The 19,433-nt window shown below is 70.7% G+C and carries 22 protein-coding genes; 11 read left to right on the forward strand and 11 right to left on the reverse strand.

The window, feature by feature from the left end:
- Nucleotides 1–121 precede the first annotated feature (121 nt).
- Nucleotides 122–2,065, forward strand: a complete 1,944-nt coding sequence (locus PD653B2_RS19510) for an ice-binding family protein (protein WP_165763551.1) — start codon at nucleotides 122–124, stop codon at nucleotides 2,063–2,065.
- A 67-nt stretch (nucleotides 2,066–2,132) separates the two neighbouring features.
- On the opposite strand, the gene PD653B2_RS19515 is transcribed toward PD653B2_RS19510, so the two are convergent.
- The 5 genes from PD653B2_RS19515 to PD653B2_RS19535 form a co-directional block, all read right to left on the reverse strand.
- The gene (locus PD653B2_RS19515) at nucleotides 2,133–3,209 is read right to left on the reverse strand and encodes a dihydrodipicolinate reductase (RefSeq protein ID WP_085874087.1); all 1,077 of its coding nucleotides are present in this window, start codon (nucleotides 3,207–3,209) and stop codon (nucleotides 2,133–2,135) included.
- Between the two features lie 94 nt (nucleotides 3,210–3,303).
- Nucleotides 3,304–4,461 (reverse strand): sulfotransferase family protein, encoded by a 1,158-nt coding sequence (locus tag PD653B2_RS19520; RefSeq protein ID WP_242665354.1) that lies wholly within the window; start codon nucleotides 4,459–4,461, stop codon nucleotides 3,304–3,306.
- 2 nt (nucleotides 4,462–4,463) lie between these two features.
- Nucleotides 4,464–5,303 (reverse strand): SDR family oxidoreductase, encoded by an 840-nt coding sequence (locus PD653B2_RS19525; RefSeq protein WP_207559393.1) that lies wholly within the window; start codon nucleotides 5,301–5,303, stop codon nucleotides 4,464–4,466.
- A gap of 14 nt (nucleotides 5,304–5,317) precedes the next feature.
- A complete protein-coding gene (locus PD653B2_RS19530; RefSeq protein WP_085874088.1) occupies nucleotides 5,318–6,463 on the reverse strand; it encodes a hypothetical protein in 1,146 nt (381 codons plus the stop codon).
- Nucleotides 6,463–7,338 (reverse strand): TIGR03619 family F420-dependent LLM class oxidoreductase, encoded by an 876-nt coding sequence (locus PD653B2_RS19535; protein WP_085874089.1) that lies wholly within the window; start codon nucleotides 7,336–7,338, stop codon nucleotides 6,463–6,465. The genes PD653B2_RS19530 and PD653B2_RS19535 overlap by 1 nt, the downstream gene beginning before the upstream one ends.
- 46 nt (nucleotides 7,339–7,384) lie before the next feature.
- Here PD653B2_RS19535 and PD653B2_RS19540 point away from each other — a divergent pair, with 46 nt between their 5' ends.
- Both PD653B2_RS19540 and PD653B2_RS19545 read left to right on the forward strand, forming a co-directional pair.
- Nucleotides 7,385–7,816, forward strand: a complete 432-nt coding sequence (locus PD653B2_RS19540; protein ID WP_242665355.1) for a nuclear transport factor 2 family protein — start codon at nucleotides 7,385–7,387, stop codon at nucleotides 7,814–7,816.
- 89 nt (nucleotides 7,817–7,905) lie between these two features.
- The gene (locus PD653B2_RS19545) at nucleotides 7,906–8,484 is read left to right on the forward strand and encodes a hypothetical protein (RefSeq protein ID WP_085874091.1); all 579 of its coding nucleotides are present in this window, start codon (nucleotides 7,906–7,908) and stop codon (nucleotides 8,482–8,484) included.
- Here PD653B2_RS19545 and PD653B2_RS19550 read toward each other — a convergent pair whose 3' ends face one another.
- Entirely contained in the window at nucleotides 8,485–9,399 is a 915-nt protein-coding gene (locus PD653B2_RS19550) for an EamA family transporter (RefSeq protein ID WP_085874092.1), read from the reverse strand.
- A 40-nt stretch (nucleotides 9,400–9,439) separates the two neighbouring features.
- Between PD653B2_RS19550 and PD653B2_RS19555 the strand changes: the two genes are divergently transcribed.
- Nucleotides 9,440–9,937, forward strand: coding sequence for a MarR family winged helix-turn-helix transcriptional regulator (locus PD653B2_RS19555; protein ID WP_085874093.1), 498 nt, complete (start codon nucleotides 9,440–9,442; stop codon nucleotides 9,935–9,937).
- A 252-nt stretch (nucleotides 9,938–10,189) separates the two neighbouring features.
- Here PD653B2_RS19555 and PD653B2_RS19560 read toward each other — a convergent pair whose 3' ends face one another.
- Entirely contained in the window at nucleotides 10,190–11,035 is an 846-nt protein-coding gene (locus PD653B2_RS19560; RefSeq protein ID WP_085874094.1) for an aldo/keto reductase, read from the reverse strand.
- Nucleotides 11,036–11,100: 65 nt separating this feature from the next.
- On the opposite strand from PD653B2_RS19560, the gene PD653B2_RS19565 reads away from it, so the two are divergent.
- Nucleotides 11,101–11,577 carry an NUDIX hydrolase gene (locus PD653B2_RS19565; protein ID WP_085874095.1) on the forward strand — a complete coding sequence of 159 codons (477 nt, stop codon included), beginning with the start codon at nucleotides 11,101–11,103 and terminating at the stop codon, nucleotides 11,575–11,577.
- On the opposite strand, the gene PD653B2_RS19570 is transcribed toward PD653B2_RS19565, so the two are convergent.
- The 4 genes from PD653B2_RS19570 to PD653B2_RS19585 are packed head-to-tail and all read right to left on the reverse strand — an operon-like array spanning nucleotide 11,552 to nucleotide 13,826.
- Nucleotides 11,552–11,974 (reverse strand): hypothetical protein, encoded by a 423-nt coding sequence (locus tag PD653B2_RS19570; RefSeq protein ID WP_085874096.1) that lies wholly within the window; start codon nucleotides 11,972–11,974, stop codon nucleotides 11,552–11,554. The two genes, PD653B2_RS19565 and PD653B2_RS19570, sit on opposite strands and share 26 nt — an antisense overlap.
- Nucleotides 11,971–12,690, reverse strand: coding sequence for a hypothetical protein (locus PD653B2_RS19575; protein WP_085874097.1), 720 nt, complete (start codon nucleotides 12,688–12,690; stop codon nucleotides 11,971–11,973). The genes PD653B2_RS19570 and PD653B2_RS19575 overlap by 4 nt, the downstream gene beginning before the upstream one ends.
- A 42-nt stretch (nucleotides 12,691–12,732) precedes the next feature.
- Nucleotides 12,733–13,053: a hypothetical protein gene (locus PD653B2_RS19580; protein ID WP_085874098.1), complete on the reverse strand. Its 321-nt coding sequence runs from the start codon at nucleotides 13,051–13,053 to the stop codon at nucleotides 12,733–12,735.
- 41 nt (nucleotides 13,054–13,094) lie between these two features.
- Complete coding sequence (locus PD653B2_RS19585) at nucleotides 13,095–13,826, reverse strand: YbaB/EbfC family nucleoid-associated protein (protein ID WP_133058999.1); 732 nt, start codon at nucleotides 13,824–13,826, stop codon at nucleotides 13,095–13,097.
- 276 nt (nucleotides 13,827–14,102) lie between these two features.
- On the opposite strand from PD653B2_RS19585, the gene dnaK reads away from it, so the two are divergent.
- The 6 genes from dnaK to PD653B2_RS25175 all read left to right on the forward strand — a co-directional run bounded on the left by dnaK (nucleotide 14,103) and on the right by PD653B2_RS25175 (nucleotide 19,404).
- Nucleotides 14,103–15,968 carry a molecular chaperone DnaK gene (dnaK, locus tag PD653B2_RS19590; RefSeq protein WP_085874100.1) on the forward strand — a complete coding sequence of 622 codons (1,866 nt, stop codon included), beginning with the start codon at nucleotides 14,103–14,105 and terminating at the stop codon, nucleotides 15,966–15,968.
- Nucleotides 15,965–16,564, forward strand: a complete 600-nt coding sequence (grpE, locus tag PD653B2_RS19595) for a nucleotide exchange factor GrpE (protein ID WP_242665356.1) — start codon at nucleotides 15,965–15,967, stop codon at nucleotides 16,562–16,564. The genes dnaK and grpE overlap by 4 nt, the downstream gene beginning before the upstream one ends.
- A gap of 34 nt (nucleotides 16,565–16,598) precedes the next feature.
- Nucleotides 16,599–17,783: a molecular chaperone DnaJ gene (gene dnaJ, locus PD653B2_RS19600; RefSeq protein ID WP_085874101.1), complete on the forward strand. Its 1,185-nt coding sequence runs from the start codon at nucleotides 16,599–16,601 to the stop codon at nucleotides 17,781–17,783.
- 5 nt (nucleotides 17,784–17,788) lie between these two features.
- Nucleotides 17,789–18,226 (forward strand): heat shock protein transcriptional repressor HspR, encoded by a 438-nt coding sequence (locus PD653B2_RS19605; RefSeq protein ID WP_085874216.1) that lies wholly within the window; start codon nucleotides 17,789–17,791, stop codon nucleotides 18,224–18,226.
- Between the two features lie 76 nt (nucleotides 18,227–18,302).
- Nucleotides 18,303–19,190: an NAD-dependent epimerase/dehydratase family protein gene (locus tag PD653B2_RS19610; protein ID WP_085874102.1), complete on the forward strand. Its 888-nt coding sequence runs from the start codon at nucleotides 18,303–18,305 to the stop codon at nucleotides 19,188–19,190.
- Nucleotides 19,191–19,254: 64 nt separating this feature from the next.
- Entirely contained in the window at nucleotides 19,255–19,404 is a 150-nt protein-coding gene (locus PD653B2_RS25175) for a hypothetical protein (RefSeq protein ID WP_165763552.1), read from the forward strand.
- Nucleotides 19,405–19,433 lie beyond the last annotated feature (29 nt).

The raw sequence follows: 19,433 nt of genomic DNA on the forward strand, positions 1-19,433 counted from the left end.
GTCACAAGGCAACCGTCGAGTGTCTCTCGGCCGGTGATCAGCAACCATCAGGTGCCTCGACCGAAGGCACTCCATGCAGCGTCGTACCCGTCAGATCTCCACTCGGACCCGAATCGCTGGTGTGGCTCTCGGGACCTGCGCGCTTCTCCTGGTGGGCCCGCTCGGGGCAGCGCCGAACGCGAGCGCCGCCGCACCGGCGGTGGCGCGGGCGGCCACGTTCGTGGACCTCGGCACCGCGGCGTCGTACTCCGTGCTGGCCGGCACCGGCGTCACCAACACCGGTGCCGCCACGGTCCTGGCAGGCGACCTGGGACTCAGCCCGTCGGGTGTGATCGCGGGCTTCCCGCCGGGCACGACCAACGGCACGATCCACGACAAGGACGCCGCCGCCGAGCAGGCGCAGGCCGACCGGCAGCAGGCGTACGACGACGCCGCCGGCCAGACGAGCACCGGTGCCTTCGCCGGTGACCAGGCCGGCGCGGTCTTCAAGCCCGGCGTCTACACCAGCAGCGCGGCCGTCACGAACACCGGCACCCTGACCCTGGACGCCGACGGCGACCCGAACGCGGTCTTCGTCTTCCAGGTCGGCGCGGCGTTCAGCACCGCAGCCGCCAGCAAGATCGTGCTGACCGACGGCGCGCTCGCCAACAACGTCTACTGGCAGGTGCTCGGCGCGGTGTCCTTCGGCGCCGGCGCCAAGGCCGTCGGCACCTTCCTCGGTGCGGGCGCGATCTCGTTCGGCGAGGGCGCCTCGATCAAGGGCCGCGCGCTCACCCCGAGCACCGTCGGGCTGGCGAACAGTCCCTTCGCCATCTCCAAGGACGACCTGACCGCTCCGGTCGTCACCATCGACGGCGGAGCGACCCGCTCGACCGACGACACGACGCCGACGATCTCGGGCACGACCGACGAGCCGGCGGGCGGTTCGGTGGACGTCACGGTCGCCGGGCAGACGCTGACCTCGGTCATCGGCACCGGCGGCACCTGGGCTGTCGGTGCAACCACCCTCGCCGAGGGCTCGCACGACGTCGTCGCCTCGGTCACCGATCCGTCCCAGAACACCGGCACCGCCCAGCAGGTGCTCACCGTCGACGTGACGGCACCCGGCGTGACGATCAACGGGGGCCCGCAGCGCTCGACGAAGGACGAGACGCCGGCGATCTCCGGCACCAGCGACGAGCCGGCCGGCAGCACCGTGACCGTCGCGGTGGCCGACCAGACCCTCACCACGACGACCGTCGAGGGCGGCGCCTGGTTGGTCACGGCCGCCACGCTCTCGGAGAGCTCCCACCAGGTCGTGGCCTCGGTCGACGACCCCGCCGGCAACACCGGTACGGCGACCCAGGTCCTCACCGTGGACGTCACGGTGCCGGTCGTGACGATCGACGGCGGCGCCACCCGGTCGACCAACGACACCTCGCCGTGGACCTACGGGACGACCGCCGAGAAGGCCGGCACGATCGTGCACGTCAGCATCGGTGGCCAGGACCTGACCGCGACCGTGCACCCCGGTGGCACCTGGGGAGTGAGTGCGGCCGACCTGAAGGCCGGTCGCTACCAGGTCGTCGCCTCCGTGACCGACGCGGCGAACAACCGCGGCTCCGCCACCCAGATGCTCACCGTCGGCAACCCGGGTCCGGCCGACCAGCGCTACCAGCCCGACGCCGCGATCCGGGTGAAGAAGGGCGACTTCGTGGGCGTCGGCTCCTACGGCGCCGGCCAGCGCGTCGTCGACGACCTCGGCAAGCGTGCCCGGACGGCCGTCTTCGAGGTGCGCCTGACCAATCGCGGTGACGCCGCCGACGCGATGACCCTGCACGGCACCGCGAAGAGCGCGGCGTTCGGGGTCACCTACCTGGTGGGCGGCCGCGACGTCACCCGCGCGGTCACGGCCGGCACCTACGAGACCGGCAACCTGGCGCCCGGGAAGTCGGTCCTGATGACCGTCAAGGTCACCCGGACCAAGGCGGCCAAGGCGGGAGCCCAACGGACCTTCCAGGTCCGCACCGTCTCCGCGCACGCGTCGACCAAGCACGACAAGGTCACAGCCGTCGTACGCCGCTGACTCCACGGTCGAGATCTGGCTGGCCGTCGACGGCCACGAGTCGGCGGTCCGCCTCGCCTGGGGGGCCTCAGCGGATGGTGCCGACCCCGGGGATCAGCGGGAGGTCGAGCGCGGTGACCCAGCCGGGTGGCAGGTCGTTGACGGCGGGCACGGCGTTCAGCGCGCGCAGCCCGGTCGCCAGGCAGCCGGCGACGGCCGGGGCGCGGCCGGAGCCGTCGGTGAACCGGAACGCCGTCTCCTGGCTGATCGACGGCGAGCCCTCGATGTCGACGCGATAGACGTCGTCGGCGGAGCCGGCGGGCCAGTCGGGGGCGGCGTCGAGACCGATCCGGTTCACGTGCTCGAGCGAGATCACCTCGCGGCCCTGGAAGATCCCGTTGATCGTGAAGCGGATCGCCGCGACCGTGCCGGCCTCGATGACCCCCTTGGCCGTCGTGCGGTCCTCCGGGGTCACCCACTTCTCCCAGGTGGTGGTGATGTCGTCGAGCTCGATGCCGGCGGCGTGCGCGATCATCGGCACGGTCGCGCCCCACGCCATGATCAACAGGTCGGGGATCTCGAGCAGCGGCGTGAACTCGGGCGGTCGCCCGATGCCCATCTCGTCCTCGTAGTCGCCCTCGTAGTCGGTGTAGTCGAGCAGCTCGGAGGCGCGCACCGATGTGACCTCGCCGCAGAGGCCCATCAGCGTCAGCGGGAAGAGGTCGTTGGCGAAGCCCGGGTCGATACCGGTGGTGAAGCAGGAGGCCCCGCCGTCCGCGCAGGCCTCGGTGATCGGGTCGATCCAGTTCGGCGGGTTCTGCTTCATCTGTGGCCACACCCAGGGCGTCATCGCGGTCGAGCAGACGTCGATGCCCGCGCGCAGGAACGCCGACATCACCCGGATGTTGTCGTCCGCGTGCTGCGCGGTCGGGCCGTAGTGCACCAGCGCGTCGGGGCGCAGCGCGATCAGGTCCTCGACCGAGGTGGTCGCGACGATCCCGGTGGGGGAGTCGAGGCCGCAGAGCTCGGCCACGTCCTTGCCCGCGCGCTCGGAGCGTGAGACCCCGACGCCGACCAGCTCGAAGACCGGGTGCTCGAGGATCTCCGCGATCACCATCGACCCCACGACGCCGGTGCCCCAGACGACCACGCGCTTCCTGTCCATCACAGCTCCTCCATCGCGATAGTCCCTGACGTTCTCGGGGTCGGGCGGCGGGTTCGACCCCCGAAACGTCAGGGACTACCGGAAATAAGTCGGTCTACCGGTCGAAGGCGGCCCGGACCCGCGCCTCGGTGAGGCCGTAGTCCTTGAGCGTGTAGGTGTGCGAGGGCTTCGCCTTGCCCTGCTTGGACTCCTGGTCGACCGCCTCGATCGCCGCCTGCACCTCGGGGGTCCAGTCGAGCCCGAACTGGTCGTAGACCCGCCGGGTCACGCCGAGCGGGTCGGTCACCAGGTCCTCGAAGGCCACGTCGACGAACTGGCTCTGGTCGTACGCCGGCCGCGCGTCGTGGAAGGCGTGGAAGGCGCGCGACCACAGGTCGAGCTGGGTGTGGCCGATGACGCCGCCGACGTACGTCGAGCTGTGGCCGGCCGTGGTCTCGGCCGAGAGCGAGCACGACGACGCGATGCAGGTGACCGGGTCGCGGTGCGTGTAGACGATCAGCGCGTCGGGGTAGACGGTCATCAGCGCGTCGAGCGCGGTCATGTGCGACGGGTTCTTGAGCACCCAGCGCTTCTCCTGGTCGTTGAGGCCGACCAGCTGGAGGTTCTCCTTGTGCCGCGCGTAGGCGTCCGTCCAGTCCTGCCGCTTCAGCCACTCGGTGTAGCGCGGCAGGTTGGCCAGCGACTCGTAGGAGTTGGACTTGCCGGTCTGGCGCAGCAGCCGCCAGCACTCCTCCACGGTGGTGGCATCCATGTAGTGGATGCCCATGAACTCCGGGCTCTCGACGTGGTGCGCCGAGAACGCCTGCTGCATGGCGGTGAAGATCGGGTCGGTGTCCCACGTCTCGCGCGGCGGCCGCGGCTGCGGGTACTGGGTCAGCCACATCTCCAGGCCCTGGGCGCGCGGGTCGGCGTGCAGGTAGCGGTGCAGCGCGGTGGTGCCGGTGCGCGGCAGGCCCATCAGGAAGACCGGCCGCTCGATCGGGACGTCGCGATGCTCCGGGTGGGCGGCGAACTGCGCCTGGGTGAGGAGTACGCCGACCAGCGCCGACTTCACCTCGGAGCGCTGGAAGTAGTTGCCCCGCGGCGTCAGCCCGGCCTCCGGGGATGCGAGGTCCTCGACCAGGACCCGCAGCCCCTCCTCGTGGGCGGTGCCCCCGAAGTCACTCATCCCGGTGGTGCGGACGGCGGCCGCGACGATGTCGTCGTACGTCCCGAGGTCGGGCCGCTCGCGCACCATGATGTTGTCCGACATGGTCAGCTGTGGAACTCGCCGCAGTCGACGGTCAGCATCTGACCCGTGACCGCGGAGGCCAGGTCGCTGGCGAGGAAGAGCGTCGCGCGGGCGACCTCCTCCGAGGACGCGAGCCGCTTGAGATCGGTCGGCGCCGCCTTCTCGGCGTACACCTCCTCGTGCGTCTTGTTCTCGACGGCACCCAGGAAGTCGAAGTAGCCGCGGTTGACGTCCTCGTAGATGTACGACGGGGCCACGCTGTTGACCCGGATGCCGCGCGGGCCGAGCTCGGTCGCGAGCGAGGAGGCGAGGTGCTCGAGCGCGCCCTTGGAGAGCTTGTAGCCGGCGTACTCCGGCTGCGAGGAGAAGGAGACGCAGGAGTTGAGCATGATGATCGAGCCCTTGGTCTCCGAGAGCGCGTCGGCGAACAGCGCCGAGAGCCGCAGCGGCGCGAACACGTTGGTCTCGTTGACCTTCGCGAGCTTGTGCGGGCTGATCTGGGTGATCGGGTCCATCGGCGGGATCGTGAACGCGTTGTTGATGACGCAGTCGACGCGGCCGAACGCCTCGAGGGTCTTGTCGCGCAGGTTCACGCGGGAGTCCTCGTCGGTCACGTCGGTGACCACGCTGACGACCTTGACGCCGTGGCCCTCGAGCTCCGCCTGGAGCTCGAGCAGCCGCGACTCGGTGCGGCTGGCGATCACCAGGTCCGCGCCCATCTTGGCGGCCTCCTCGGCCAGCGACCGGCCGAGACCGGGACCGATGCCGGAGATGACGACGACCTTCCCCTTCAGCAGGGGTACGGCGGTGTAGCGCTCCTCGATCGAGGTGTCGTGGGCCTCGGCGTAACCGAGCTCGCTCAACCCAGTCTCGTCTTTCAACTCAGCATCCTTCGGGCAACGGAGCGCTGCCGGGCGGCGATCCGCTCGGCGTACTCCTCGGTGGTGATGGGGGTGAAGTGCGGGAGCCTCTCGGGGACGTCGGCGAGCAGGACGTGCTCGACGACCGGACCGTCCTCGGGGCCGAGGTCGCGCTCGAGCCGCTGCCAGCGCAGCATGATCGCACCGGTGCGGTGGCCGGTGCACTCGAGCCAGTTGGCGATGCCGGGGTTGCCCTCCGAGATCACGAAGCGCATCTTGCCGTCGGGGTCGGTGACCGCCTGGGCCTTGGTCAGCGAGGTCTGGTGGGTCTCGTAGTCGGTCGACGCGTACCAGTCCGAGCCGATCTGGATCGCCTGGTAGGAGCAGTCGGTGCACTCCGGCACGGTGACGATCAGCGCCTCGTCGTCCTCGAGCGCGTAGTGGCCGATCGAGGAGCGCTGCGACGACAGGCCGCCCGGCGTGGACTGCGGCGCGGTCGGTTGGTTGACCGGCTCCTGGTACTGGAAGAACTGGGGGAAGGCGAACCAGGTCTGGATCGACCCGGTGAGCAGCTTGGCGGCCACCTCGTACTTCTTGGCGAGGCGGTCGCGGCTCAGTGGGGTGGCCGGCTTGCCGACCGTGTCGGTGCGCTCGATCCAGAGCTGGCCGCGCTCCTCGGTGTCCCAGTCGTTGAAGACCTCGCGCACGATCATCGTCTTCGCGCCGGGCTCGGCGACGTAGGTGAACTCGAAGGAGCCGTCGGGTCGGATGTCGAGCTCGCGGTCGTCGAACGCCATCAGCGACGTCGCGGCCGAGTCGGCCGTGTAGGCACCGCCCATGACCTGGAAGGACAGGTCGGCGCTGGTGCCGCGCCGGCCGCGCACGACGTACTCGACGCCCTCCTTGAGGTAGGCGTTGAAGTAGATGGCGTCCGGGTTGTCGAGGCCCTGCCGCGAGAACTGGTGCGTGGGGTTGATGAAGAGCGGGCGCTCGAGGTCGTGGTCGAAGGCCATCTGCATCGCCATCCGGATCCGGCCGGACAGGTAGTCGTAGCCCTCCAGCAGGTCCTGCTCGGTGCGGATGAAGGGCGCGTTCGCGATCAGCTCCTCGGCCTCCGCGATCGCGTCCTGGAGCGGCTTGGTCAGGCCGGAGGACTGGCTCATTAGCTTGCCTTCGCGATGATCTGCTCGGCGTACCGCTCGAGGTGCTCGATCTTCTTCTCGAGCGGCTCGGTGTCGGGGCCCTTGATGTAGGGCACCCGGAAGCCGACGATGCAGTCGGTGACGCCCTTGTCCTCGAGGCGCTTGATGCCGTCGAGGTCGTAGGCGTCGTACGAGATCACGTGCACCTCGAAGTCGTCGCGGGTGTCGCCCTCCTCCTTGCGGATCTCGGCTAGGCGGGCCAGCAGCCGGTCCAGCTCCTCACCGTCGCCGCCGGCGTGCATCCAGCCGTCGCCCTTGAGGACGGCGCGGCGCAGCGCGTTGTCGACGTGGCCGCCGACCAGCAGCGGGATCTTCTCCGTCGCTCCGGGGACCTGCTTGAGCTCGTCGATCTGGTAGAACTCGCCGTCGTAGCCGAAGAACTCCCCGGTCGTCAGGCCGCGCAGGATGTCCATGCACTCGTCCATCCGCTTGCCGCGCTTCGCCCAGTCCACCTGGAGGTTGGCGAAGTCCTCGGGCCAGGGCGAGATGCCGACGCCGAGCCCGAGCCGGTTGTTCGAGAGGAACGCCAGCGACGACGCCTGCTTGGCGACCAGCACCGGCGGGCGCACCGGCAGCTTCAGCACGAACGGCGTGAGGCGCAGGGTCGTGGTGTGGGCGAAGAGGTGCGCGCACAGCACCATCGTCTCGATGAACTCCTTGCCGTCGAGGAACTCCCGGTCGCCGGTGTCGGTGTAGGGGTACTTCGAGTCGGAGTTCTTCGGGTAGATCAGGCTGTCGGCGACCGTCATCGACGTGTAGCCGGCCTGCTCCGCGGCCTGGGCCAGGGGGGCGTAGTACGTCGCCTGGGTCATGGCCTCGGCGTAGGTGAATCGCATGGGCCACACACTAGAACGTGTTCCAGTTGTGTGCCAGAGTTGGGCCGTGACCGACCAGTTGCCGCAGCGCCACGTGGACCGGCTCGACATCGAGGACGTCCTGATCCGCTACACCCGGGCGATCGACACCGGCGAGTGGGACGAGCTGGACGACGTCTTCACGCCCGACGCCGAGATCGACTACACGGAGTCCGGCGGGATCGCGGCCACCTATCCGACGATCAAGCCCTGGCTGGCCGAGAACCTGCCCATCTTCTCGAAGCGGATGCACTCGCTCGCCCAGGTCGCGATCGAGCTCGACGGCGACGAGGCGGTCGTGTCGGCGTACTTCCACAACCCGATGATGTTGCCGACCGGTGGAGGCAGGGAGGTCTTCGTCGAGATCGGCGGGATCTACCACCACACGATGGTCCGGACGCCGGCCGGCTGGCGCAGCCGCAGGCTCCACGAGGAAGTCGTCTGGAAGCAGGGGATCTAGCCGCGCCGCCCCGTCCCCGTTTGGCCGGCTTGGCCCCGTCATCGACAATGGCTGCGACGCACCACACCAGCAGGGGGAGATGACCGCACGTGGCCGAGCAGCTGCCCGACCGCCCTTCCGAGGGGCACCCGATCCTCACGGGCCTCGTCGCGCTCGTGGGGGTGACGGTCGTGGTGGGGCTGATCCTCGGTTTCGCCGTGGTCGCCGGCAGCCGGGTGCTCGGGATCGGCGGCGACGGCGGCGGGTCGGGCTCCAGCTCCGAGCGGTCGATGTACCTGCCGAGGCCGGAGAAGACGCCGACCGAGAGCGGCCCGCTGGTCAGCCTGCAGCCGGGCGAGTCGTCGGGCTCGTCGGAGCCCTCGAGCACCCCCGAGCCGACCGAGTCGGAGTCGCCCGAGTTCGCGATCTCGCTCTCCGCGGGCCAGGTCTCGGTCGGCCCCATGGAGCGGATCGACCTGACCGGCACCTACCCGGGTGGCGAGGGCGCCATCCTCCAGGTCGAGCGCTTCGTTGCCGGCTCGTGGACCGAGTTCCAGGTGACCGCCTCGGTGAGCAACGAGACCTTCTCCACCTACGTGCAGACGGGTCAGACCGGCATCAACAAGTTCCGGGTCCGCGACACCGACACCGGCGTGCGGTCCAACGCGGTCACCGTCACCGTCGGCTGATCACGCAGCCCGACTGAGCTCCCGGGCGGGTGCCGGTACGACGACCGGCGCGCGCCGGCGCAGCAGCGCGGCGACCGACGGCTGGCCGGCCAGGATGCCCCCGAGGACCATCAGCAGGCCGAGCGCCTCGACGGCGCCGAAGGTCTCGCCCGCGAGGACCACCCCGACGACGGTGCCGGAGACCGGGTTGAGCAGGCCGACCAGGGACACGGCCCCGGCCGGGAGCCGGCGCAGGCCGCGGAACCACACGACGTACGCCAGCGCCGTGCCGACGAGGCCGAGGTAGAGGAAGCCGCCGACCGCGCGCAGACCGAGCGGCGGCGGGGCGCCTTCGACGACCAGCGCGATCGGCAGGAGCACCAGGCCGCCAGCGACCAGCTGCCAGGCGGTGAAGGTGGCGAGGCCGACCGGGGGCTTCCAGCGCTTGACCAGCACGAAGCCCACCGACGACATGGCGACCGCGCCGAACGACGCGGCGATGCCGATCGGGTCGACGGTGACCCCGGAGCGCAGCACGAGCAGGGCGACCCCCGCGACCCCGACGGCCGCACCGGCCAGGGAGGCCGCGCGCGGGCGCTCACGGATCAGGCCCCAGGCGATCAGCATCACCAGGATCGGCGAGGTCGCGGTGAGCGTGGCGGCCATCCCGCCGGGCAGTCGGTAGGCCGCGACGAAGATCAGCGCGAAGAACGCGCCGATGTTGAGGGTGCCGAGCACCAGCGACCGCCACCACCAGATGCCGCGAGGGAGCCCGGGACGCAGCGCGAGCAGCAGCAGGCCGAACGGCAGCGCACGGACGGTCGCCCCGAAGAGGGGGCGGTCCGGCGGCAGGAACGTCTCGGTGACGTAGTAGCCCGAGCCCCACGCGATGGGGGCCAGCGCGGTGAGGCTCAGGGTCCGCCAACTAGCTTCCATGGAAACCATTGTATCTTCCGCGTGAGATATATTCACATCCATGGGCAGCGATCTCGATCACGTCGGCCGGATCATGGCGAAGTGGAGCGAGGCGCGACCCGACCTCGACGTCTCGCCGCTCGGCATCATCGGTCGGTTGCACCGGCTCGCCGCCCGCCTCACCGAGGAGCTGGTCGCGGTCTACGCCGAGTACGGCCTGGGGGAGGGTGAGTTCGACGTCCTGGCCACGTTGCGCCGCGAGGGTGCGCCGTACGAGCTCACGCCGAGCGACCTGGCCGCCTACACGATGGTGTCGTCCGGCGCGGTCACCAAGCGGGTCGACCGCTGCGTGGAGCGCGGCTGGGTCACCCGCCGGGTCGGCGACGGCGACGCCCGCGGCCGCGTCATCGCCCTGACCGACGCCGGTCGCGACCTCATCGACCGCGCCTTCGCGGCGCACATCGCCAACGAGCACCGGCTGGTCGCGTCGCTCGACGAGATCGAGCGGGCCCGGCTCGCACGCCTCCTGGAGACGTGGGGCCGGGCCGTCGACGCGTGAGCGTGCCGGTGGTCTCGATACGCCGTCGCTCGTTCCTCGCGACGGCTACTCGACCCACGACGGCCAGCGACGATCGGTCGTCGGTCGGGCGGTGACGGCTACTCGACCCACGACGACCAGCGACGATCGGTCGAGCGGCGACGGCTCCTCGACCCACGACGATCGGTCGTCGGTCGAGCGGCGACGGCTCCTCGGCCCACGACGGTCGGTCGTCGGTCGAGTAGCGAGCGCCAGCGAGCGTATCGAGACCCGTCAGCCAGGCACGTAGTCGAACGTGTCCGGGTTCGGGCCGGTGCGGCCGGCCTCGCCCTGGTCGAGGGCGCTGATCTCGGCGACCTCGTCGGGGGTGAGGGTGAAGTCGAAGATGTCGAAGTTCTCGCGCATCCGCTCCTCGCGCATCGACTTCGGGAAGACGATGTCGCCGCGCTCGACGTGCCAACGCAGGGTGACCTGCGACGGCGTCTTGCCGTGCGCGGCCGCGATCTTGCCGATCACGGCGTCGTCGAGCACCGCGCCCTGCGCGATCGGTGACCACGCCTCCACCTCGATGCCGTGCCGGATCGAGGCGGCCCGGGCGTCCTCGTTGGTGAAGTAGGGGTGCACCTCGATCTGGTTCACGGCCGGCACGACGCCGGTCTCGGCGACGATCCGGTCGAGGTGGGCGGGCTGGAAGTTCGAGACGCCGATGGACCGGGCCCGGCCGTCCTCGACGAACTCCGTGAGGGTCTGCCAGGTCGAGACGTAGTCGCCGTCGTACAGCGTCGGCAGCGGCCAGTGGATCAGGAACAGGTCGATCTGCTCGAGGCCGAGCTTGTCGAGGGTCTCGTCGAACGCCCGGCGGGCGTCGTCCGGGCGGTGGAAGCCGTTGTTGAGCTTGCTGGTGATGTAGAGGTCGTCCCGGGCGAGGCCCGAGGCCTTGAGCGCCTCGCCGACCTCCTGCTCGTTGCCGTACATCTGCGCCGTGTCGATGTGGCGGTAGCCGACGGTGAGCGCTGTGGTGACGGTGTCCGCGGTCTGCGCCGGCGGAACCTGGTAGACCCCGAAGCCCAGCTGAGGGATGGTCGTCTGGTTGTTCAGGGCGATGGTCGGAACAGTCATGGTTGGTTCAGTGCCCGAGGACCGGTGAACTATTCCGAATCCGCCCCGGCCGCGACAATGCTCACGTGACCGACCAGCCGCATTACACGGAGTACGACACCCGGCTCGGCGCCTACGCCGTCGTCGTGGACACCGTCGACGGGCGCGCGCAGGTCCTGCTGGCGCTCTGGAACGAGCCCTCCCGCCCGCAGTGGACGCTCCCCGGCGGTGGGGTCGACCTCGACGAGACCGTCGAGGAGGGCGCGGTGCGCGAGCTGCGCGAGGAGACGGGCTACGACGTGGAGCTCGTCCGCCTGCTCGGCGTCGACACGTGGGTGATCCCCGTCGAGGACCGCACGACGGGCTCCCGTCGCCCGCTGCGCAACGTGCGCGTGATCTTCGAGGCGCGGATCGTCGGCGGCGAGCTGACCCACGAGGTGGACGGCAGCACCGACGAGGCGCAGTGGTTCCCGGTCGACGAGGTGGCCGGGCTCGACCGGGTCGCGCTGGTCGACGTCGGGATGCGGATGGCCGGGCTCAGCCCGGGTCGCGCCGGGTCATGACGGCCAGCACCATCGCGAAGGCGGGCGGCACGGCCGTCAGGGCGGCCAGGTAGACCACGTCGAGCGCCGGGACGTCGTCGACCACGAAGAGGACCGCGCCCAGCGCCAGGGAGACCAGCAGCGCGGCGCCGACGTACGTCGCGGCGCGCGCCAGGCCGTCGCGGGCTCGCGGTGCCAGGTTGGCGAGGACGACCAGGACCTCGACGACCACGCCCACGGCGACCGACCACTGCAGCCAGGTGGTCGCCCCCTCGCTGGTGAGTGCCTGGGGGACCAGCCAGCCGACGGCGACCGCGACCGGCACCAGCACCAGCGCGGCGAGGGCGCGCAGCCCCGACCGCCCGCGTGCGGTGCGGGACAGGGCGCCGGTGGCGCGGGTGTCGGAGGACGTGTTCATGCCGTGAGGATCGCTCCCGGCGGCCACGTGCCTCCCGGGAAGCCCGTCTTGTCGCTCATGGTCGCGACCAGATCGGTCTGGGCGCTGGTGCAGTCGCTCTTGAGCAGCGTGCCTCCCGTGTAGAAGGCGCCGATCGCGATGAGGCACGCGCCGGCGGCGATGACGATGCCGGCCGGGATGCCCACGATCGTGCCGGAGGCCGCCAGGGCGCCGATGAATCCGGCGACGAGAGCGCCGAGGGCCGTGATCAGGCCGGCGTAGAACTTCGTCAGGCCGCCGCGGACGGTGTCGAGCACTCCGCTCACGCCGTCGACGTAGTTGGTCTGGATCTTCTCCATGGCGGTCTTGTGCAGCTGGGACTTCGGGAAGTAGTTGTCCGCGGCCTGGCCGGTCCAGTGGTCGTCGGACTGGAGGAGTGCCCGGTCGGCGTTGCCCGCCTGCGCGCTGACCGGCGAGCCGACGCCGGTGCTCCAGCTCTGGGACGCGGACTCGAGCGCGTCGGGCGACCCCATGTTGCCGAAGATCAGCTCGGCGGAGTCCCAGAACTCGTTCCACTTGTCGACCAGGCTGTCCCACGCGTCGTGGATCTTGTCGACGACCCAGCCGAGGCCCCAGGGCACCCAGCTCAGGGCGTCGTTGATCTTGTTCTGGAGGCTGTCGAACTTCGCGCGGAGATCGTCGACGAGGTCGAGGATCTCCTGGATGAGGGGGTTCATGGTCTGCCTTCCTGGTCTACGGGCGACGGTGGGCGGTCGGCCTCATTCGGACACGGCGTCCCAGAGGCCGTCCATCTCGTCGCGGGCGTGGGCGTCGGTGCTCTCGTAGGCGCTCTTCACGGCGCGCAGCCCGTCGGCCAACGTCGAGGTGTTCTTCTCTCCCTCGCGCAGGCGGTCGGCGACCTGGGTCTGGAACTCGGCGTACGTCGTGGTGAGGCCGGTGACCTCGGCGGCCCAGGAGAGCTCCGGAGTCCCGAGGGAGATCCCGTCGGCCGAGGACGCCGCCGCGCTGAGGGTCGAGGAGATCGTGTCCCAGGTGCCGGCGTCCGTCTCGAGCGCCTTCAGGTCTGCTTGCAGTGTCATCGCGTGCCTCCTGTGTCGTGGGTAGGAGTCGGTGGGGTGGGTCAGGTCAGCCGCAGCCGGTCGGCGAGCGCGTGGGGGTCGGCCGTGAGCCGCTGGAGCTCGCCGATGCTGCTCTCGGCGACGAGGTCGTCGACGGCGCGCTCCCGCGCCTGCCGGCGGGCGTCGCGATAGGCGCCCATCAGCCGGGCGCCGAGGTTGGCGGGATCGGTGGTGGCGGCCCAGTCGGGGTCGACGTCCGCGCCGATCAGCGCTCCGGTGCCGGTGAGGGTCACCCGCGCACCCTGCGCCTCGCCGACCAGGCGACGTGCGCCGAGCGCCTCGGCCTCCGCGGAGACCCGGTCGAGATCGGCGCGCACGGCGCTGAGGATCTCGACCATGGCGCGCAACGACGCCTCGGACCGGCCCGCGAGCGCCTCGGGCGAGGCCACCTCGCTCAGCTGGGCGTAGACGCTGTCGTGGGTCGAGGGGAGCGGGCGGGTGGGTGGAGCGGGCTCACTGGCCGCCTCGGCGACGGCCCGTCCCCACTCCTGGGCCCCGGTGAGACCGGCGTTCGAGAAGGCCTCCAGGACCGCGGAACCCAGCTCCTCGGGATCGAGGCGGGCGGTCCAGCCACGCTCGACGAGGATGTCCTCGATCGTGCCGTCGGCCGCCATCCGGACCGTGACCTGCCCGCTGGTGTCGGCGGCGGTCACGGTCTCGCGGCGGGCGGCGGCCCGCTCGAACGGTTGGGCGGCGCGGTCGAGGCCGTCGCGCGCCCTGGCAATGCGGTCCATCGGGTCGACCATGGTTCCGAGCTCTCTCGTCGACGTCTGCTGCGTTCGTCGACTCCTGCCCGGCGGGGCCGGAGACCAAACTCCGGTCGGGGCGCTCGAGCGCCGAAGTCGGCCCGTCGACCGGGAACAACGACCGGTACTGCCTGCGTTGGACCCGATGAACGAAGTTGAGTTGGTTCGACTCAACTTATTTGCAACACTGGCCGGGTGGTCGCCTAGAGTGCCCACGCGGCACCACCCACAGATTTCTTGTTCAGCAACCAGAGGAGTTCAACCATGGCACGTGCGGTCGGCATCGACCTCGGCACGACGAACAGCGTCGTCGCCGTCCTCGAGGGTGGCGAACCCACCGTCATCGCAAACGCAGAAGGTGCCCGCACGACCCCGTCCGTCGTCGCCTTCGCCAAGTCGGGCGAGGTGCTCGTCGGTGAGGTCGCCAAGCGGCAGGCCGTCACCAACATCGACCGGACGATCCGGTCCGTGAAGCGGCACATGGGCACCGACTGGAAGACCAAGATCGACGACAAGGACTTCACGCCGCAGCAGATCAGCGCGTTCATCCTGCAGAAGCTGAAGCGCGACGCGGAGGCCTACCTCGGCGAGACCGTCACCGACGCGGTGATCACGGTCCCGGCGTACTTCTCCGACGCGCAGCGCCAGGCCACCAAGGAGGCCGGCGAGATCGCGGGCCTCAACGTGAGCCGGATCGTCAACGAGCCGACGGCGGCCGCGCTGGCCTACGGCCTCGACAAGGGCGACGACCAGACGATCCTCGTCTTCGACCTCGGCGGCGGCACGTTCGACGTGTCCCTGCTCGAGATCGGTGAGGGCGTCGTCGAGGTCAAGGCGACCTCCGGCGACAACCACCTCGGTGGTGACGACTGGGACGCCCGCGTCGTCGACTGGATGGTCAAGAAGTTCAAGGACAACAACGGCGTCGACCTCGCGGCCGACAAGATCGCCAAGCAGCGCCTCCAGGAGGCCGCCGAGAAGGCGAAGATCGAGCTGTCGTCGTCCTCCGAGACCACGATCCACCTGCCGTACATCACGCACGGCGAGTCCGGCCCGCTGCACTTCGAGGAGAAGCTCACCCGCAGCGAGTTCCAGAAGCTGACCTCCGACCTGCTCGACCGCACCAAGGCGCCGTTCCAGAGCGTCCTCAAGGACGGCGGCGTCGCGGTCTCCGCGATCGACCACGTCGTCCTCGTCGGCGGCTCGACCCGGATGCCGGCGGTGACCGAGCTCGTCAAGGAGCTGCTCGGCGGCAAGGAGCCCAACAAGGGCGTCAACCCCGACGAGGTCGTCGCCATCGGCGCGGCCCTGCAGGCCGGCGTGCTCAAGGGCGAGGTCAAGGACGTGCTGCTCCTCGACGTCACCCCGCTCTCCCTCGGCATCGAGACCAAGGGCGGCGTGATGACCAACCTCATCGAGCGCAACACCACGATCCCGACCAAGCGGTCCGAGATCTTCACGACCGCCGACGACAACCAGCCGTCGGTCGAGATCAAGGTCGCCCAGGGCGAGCGCCAGATGTGGGCGCAGAACCAGCCGCTCGGCAACTTCGAGCTGACCGGGCTGCCGCCGGCACCCCGGGGCATCCCGAAGATCGAGGTCACCTTCGACATCGACGCCAACGGCATCGTCCACGTGTCCGCGAAGGACCAGGGCTCCGGCAAGGAGCAGTCGATGACGATCTCCGGCGGCTCCGCGCTGTCGAAGGACGAGATCGACCGGATGGTCCGCGACGCGGAGCAGTACGCCGAGGAGGACGCCAAGCGGCGCGCCGCGGTGGAGGCCCGCAACCAAGCCGACCAGCTCGTCTACACGACCGAGAAGTTCCTCGCCGACAACGCCGAGAAGCTGCCCGAGGACGTCAAGACCGAGGTCCAGGCCGACGTCGACGCGCTCAAGGCGACCCTGGAGAACGCCGAGGCCAGCGCCGAGGAGCTCCAGGCCGGCGTCACCAAGCTCGGTGAGTCCAGCCAGAAAATGGGCGCGGCCATGTACGCCGCGGCCGAGGCGGACGCTGCTGCCGCCGGTGGCTCCGACGGTTCGACGGGCGAGGCCGACGACGACGTCGTCGACGCCGAGATCGTCGACGAGGGCACCGACGACGCTGCTGCTGAGGGCGAGACCAAGTGACCGACTCGCCGTACGACGAGGACGTCACGCCGCAGGGGGAGGAGCCGACGCCGGCTCCTTCCCCCGCGGGGGCCTTCCCGGAGGAGGCTGCCGAGATGGCCAACGAGACCGAGGTCGAGGAGGAGCCGGCTTCGGCCGCGCCCTCGACCACCGAGGACGAGCTCGTCGTCACCCAGATGGCGCTGGCGGAGCGGACCACCGACCTCCAGCGCCTCCAGGCGGAGTTCGTCAACTACAAGCGCCGGGTCGACCGCGACCGCGAGCTGATCCGCGAGAACGCGACGTACGCCGCGCTCGCGCCGATCATCGAGGTCCTCGACACGATCGACCGGGCCCGCGAGCACGCCCCGCTGGAAGGCGGCTTCAAGGCCGTCGCCGACCAGCTGGAGCGCACCGTGGAGGCGGTCGGCCTGACCAAGTTCGGTGCCGTCGGCGACGCCTTCGACCCGACCGTCCACGAGGCCCTCTCCCACATCGGCGAGGACCCCGAGGTCGCGGTCACCACCTGCAAGGTGATCGCCAAGGCGGGCTACCGCATCGGCGACCGGGTGGTCCGGGCCGCGCAGGTGCTGGTGGTCGACCCGCCGACCGCATGACGACTGGAACGACTGAGAGAGGGGAGGTGACCGCGTGAGCACCACGGACGGGTTCCGGGCCGACTGGGCCCAGAAGGACTTCTACGCCCAGCTGGGCGTCAAGAAGGACGCGTCGAACGACGAGATCAAGAAGGCCTACCGCAAGCTGGCGCGCGCCAACCACCCCGACTCGAACCCCGGCGACACCGCCAAGCACGACAAGTTCAAGGCCGTCGCCGAGGCCTACGACGTCGTCGGTGACCCGGAGAAGCGCAAGAAGTACGACGAGATGCGCTCGCTCTACGGCTCCGGCCGCAGCGGCTTCCCGGCGGGCTTCGGCAGCGGTGCTCCCGGGGGCGGCGGCGCGGGGTTCGACATCAACGACCTGCTCCGCGAGCGGGCCGGCGGTGGCGGTGGCGGCGGCTTCGGCGACATGTTCGGCGACCTCTTCGGCGGTCGCGCCCGGCAGTCCCGGCCGCGCCCCCAGAAGGGTTCGGACGTCGAGACCACGGCGACGATCAGCTTCACCGACGCCCTCGACGGCGTCACGATCTCGCTGCGGCTGACCTCGGACGCGCCCTGCCCGGACTGCAACGGCACGGGCGGCAAGCCCGGCACCAAGCCGCACGTCTGTCCCGAGTGCGACGGAGCGGGCTTCGTGGTGGCCTCGGTCGGTGGTGCGTTCTCGATGAACGAGACCTGCCCGGCCTGCGGTGGCCGCCAGCTCGTCTACGACGAGGCCTGCCCGACCTGCCACGGCAGCGGCCGCGGCATGTCGGCCCGCTCGATCCAGGCCCGCATCCCCGCGGGCGTCAAGGACGGCCAGCGGATCCGGCTGCGTGGCAAGGGTGCGGCCGGTGAGAACGGCGGCCCGGCCGGCGACCTGTTCGTCACGGTCAAGGTCTCCGCGCACCGGTTGTTCGGCCGCAAGGGCGACAACCTGACGCTCGACGTGCCGGTCTCCTTCGACGAGCTCGCGCTCGGCGCCGAGATCAAGATCCCGACGCTGGGAGGCGCCCCGGTGACCCTGAAGGTCCCCGCGGGCACGCCCAACGGGCGCACCTTCCGCGTGCGCGGCAAGGGCGCCACCAAGTCCGACGGCACCAAGGGCGACCTGCTCGCCACGGTCGAGGTGCAGGTGCCTGCGGTGCTCGACGGGGCCGCCCGGGAGGCGGTCGAGGCCTACCGGGCCGCGACCGCGGACAAGCCGCTGCGTGCGAACCTCTTCGAGGGAGCGTGAGCGGCATGGGTGGGCAGCGTCCGCCGTTCCAGCCCCTTGGGCCGGACGCCGCGGTGTTCGTGATCAGCGTCGCCGCTGAGCTCAGCGGCCTGCACCCCCAGACGCTGCGCACCTACGAGCGGATGGGCCTGATCACGCCGGGCCGCACCGGCGGCGGCGGGCGGCGCTACTCGCACCGCGACATCGAGCTGCTCCGCGAGATCTCCGACCTGACGTCGTCGGGCATCGGGATCGAGGGGGTGCGCCGGATCCTCGACCTCGAGAACAAGGTCGCCGCCCTCGCGCAGCGCAACCACGAGCTCGCGGCCGAGCTCGAGGCCACCCGCGACGCGCTGCGCCAGGCCCTCGCCGTACGGCGTGCCGACGGGCTGCCCAACAAGCTGCCGGTCCTCCGGCAGCCCGACGCCGGACAGTCGATCGTGGTCTGGCGCCGGGGTCGCTAGCCGCCGCCGACCCTCGCGCGGCCCCGGGCTGTGTCCCGGGATGGGTGGACCCGCCCGATGCGGGTACCGCGGTCACATGCGCATCTTCTTCACCGGCGGCAGCGGCAAGGCGGGCAAGCACGTCGCCCCGTACCTCGCCGCCCAGGGCCACCAGGTCACCAACGCCGATCTCGTCCCGCTGGGCCACCCGGACGTGGCCGACCTCCGGGTCGACCTGACCGACGCCGGTGAGACCTACTCGGCGCTGGCCGGGCTGGCCACCTTCGAGGAGCTGGACCTGCCCGAGCAGCCGAGCTACGACGCGGTCGTGCACTTCGCCGCGGTGCCGGCGATCCTGCTGCGCTCGGACGCCGCGACGTACGCGACCAACGTGCTCAGCACCTACCACGTGCTCGAGGCCGCGACCCGTCTCGGCGTGCGCAAGATCGTCTTCGCCTCCTCCGAGACGACGTACGGCGTCTGCTTCGCCCAAGGCGAGCGGCGCCCGCTCTACGTGCCGGTCGACGAGGAGCACCCGACGGTCCCCGAGGACTCCTACGCGATGTCGAAGGTCGCCGGCGAGGTCACGGCGCGCTCGTTCCACGCGCGCACCGGGGCGGACATCTACGGCCTGCGGATCAACAACGTCATCGAGCCGCACGAGTACGCCGAGATGTTCCCCCCGTTCCTCGCCGAACCGTCGCTGCGGCGGCGCAACCTCTTCGCCTACATCGACACCCGTGACCTGGGCCAGATGGTCCAGCGCTGCCTCGAGACCGACGGGCTCGGCTACGAGGTCTTCAACGTCGCCAACGCCGACATGTCCGTGGCCGCGACGACGCAGGAGATCCGGGACCGCTTCTACGACGGCGTGCCGGTGCGCCGGGAGATGGGCCGCGACGAGACCTTCTACGCCATCGACAAGGCCCGCGACCTGCTCGGCTTCGCTCCGCAGCACTCCTGGCGAGACGTCCTGCCCGCCTGAGGTCCACGCGCCGGGGTGTTCATGGACGCCGCCGCGCGGGGTACCGGGGGTCATGACGATGACGATGACGATCCCCAAGCGCACGACGACGGACGGCCCCCCGGGCGGAAGCCCGGAGCCCACGGACCCCACCGAGCGGCCGGACGTCGACCCGCAGCCCGAGCCGGGGCCCGACGACGACCCCGAGGTGAACCCGCCGGCCGACCCGGCCTGAGCAGCGCGGCCTGGCGTCCCCGTCAGCCG

Source organism: Nocardioides sp. PD653-B2 (assembly GCF_002117935.1).
Taxonomy (GTDB): Bacteria; Actinomycetota; Actinomycetes; order Propionibacteriales; family Nocardioidaceae; genus Nocardioides.

Bases quoted from the DNA above. Each gene is read 5' to 3' on its own strand.
- PD653B2_RS19515 (WP_085874087.1), bottom strand. From the start codon at position 3,209: ATGGACAGGAAGCGCGTGGTCGTCTGGGGCACCGGCGTCGTGGGGTCG.
- PD653B2_RS19520 (WP_242665354.1), bottom strand. From the start codon at position 4,461: ATGTCGGACAACATCATGGTGCGCGAGCGGCCCGACCTCGGGACGTAC.
- PD653B2_RS19530 (WP_085874088.1), bottom strand. From the start codon at position 6,463: ATGAGCCAGTCCTCCGGCCTGACCAAGCCGCTCCAGGACGCGATCGCG.
- PD653B2_RS19535 (WP_085874089.1), bottom strand. From the start codon at position 7,338: ATGCGATTCACCTACGCCGAGGCCATGACCCAGGCGACGTACTACGCC.
- PD653B2_RS19550 (WP_085874092.1), bottom strand. From the start codon at position 9,399: ATGGAAGCTAGTTGGCGGACCCTGAGCCTCACCGCGCTGGCCCCCATC.
- PD653B2_RS19555 (WP_085874093.1), top strand. From the start codon at position 9,440: ATGGGCAGCGATCTCGATCACGTCGGCCGGATCATGGCGAAGTGGAGC.
- PD653B2_RS19560 (WP_085874094.1), bottom strand. From the start codon at position 11,035: ATGACTGTTCCGACCATCGCCCTGAACAACCAGACGACCATCCCTCAG.
- PD653B2_RS19570 (WP_085874096.1), bottom strand. From the start codon at position 11,974: ATGAACACGTCCTCCGACACCCGCGCCACCGGCGCCCTGTCCCGCACC.
- PD653B2_RS19575 (WP_085874097.1), bottom strand. From the start codon at position 12,690: ATGAACCCCCTCATCCAGGAGATCCTCGACCTCGTCGACGATCTCCGC.
- PD653B2_RS19580 (WP_085874098.1), bottom strand. From the start codon at position 13,053: ATGACACTGCAAGCAGACCTGAAGGCGCTCGAGACGGACGCCGGCACC.
- PD653B2_RS19585 (WP_133058999.1), bottom strand. From the start codon at position 13,826: ATGGACCGCATTGCCAGGGCGCGCGACGGCCTCGACCGCGCCGCCCAA.
- dnaK (WP_085874100.1), top strand. From the start codon at position 14,103: ATGGCACGTGCGGTCGGCATCGACCTCGGCACGACGAACAGCGTCGTC.
- PD653B2_RS19605 (WP_085874216.1), top strand. From the start codon at position 17,789: ATGGGTGGGCAGCGTCCGCCGTTCCAGCCCCTTGGGCCGGACGCCGCG.
- PD653B2_RS19610 (WP_085874102.1), top strand. From the start codon at position 18,303: ATGCGCATCTTCTTCACCGGCGGCAGCGGCAAGGCGGGCAAGCACGTC.
- PD653B2_RS25175 (WP_165763552.1), top strand. From the start codon at position 19,255: ATGACGATCCCCAAGCGCACGACGACGGACGGCCCCCCGGGCGGAAGC.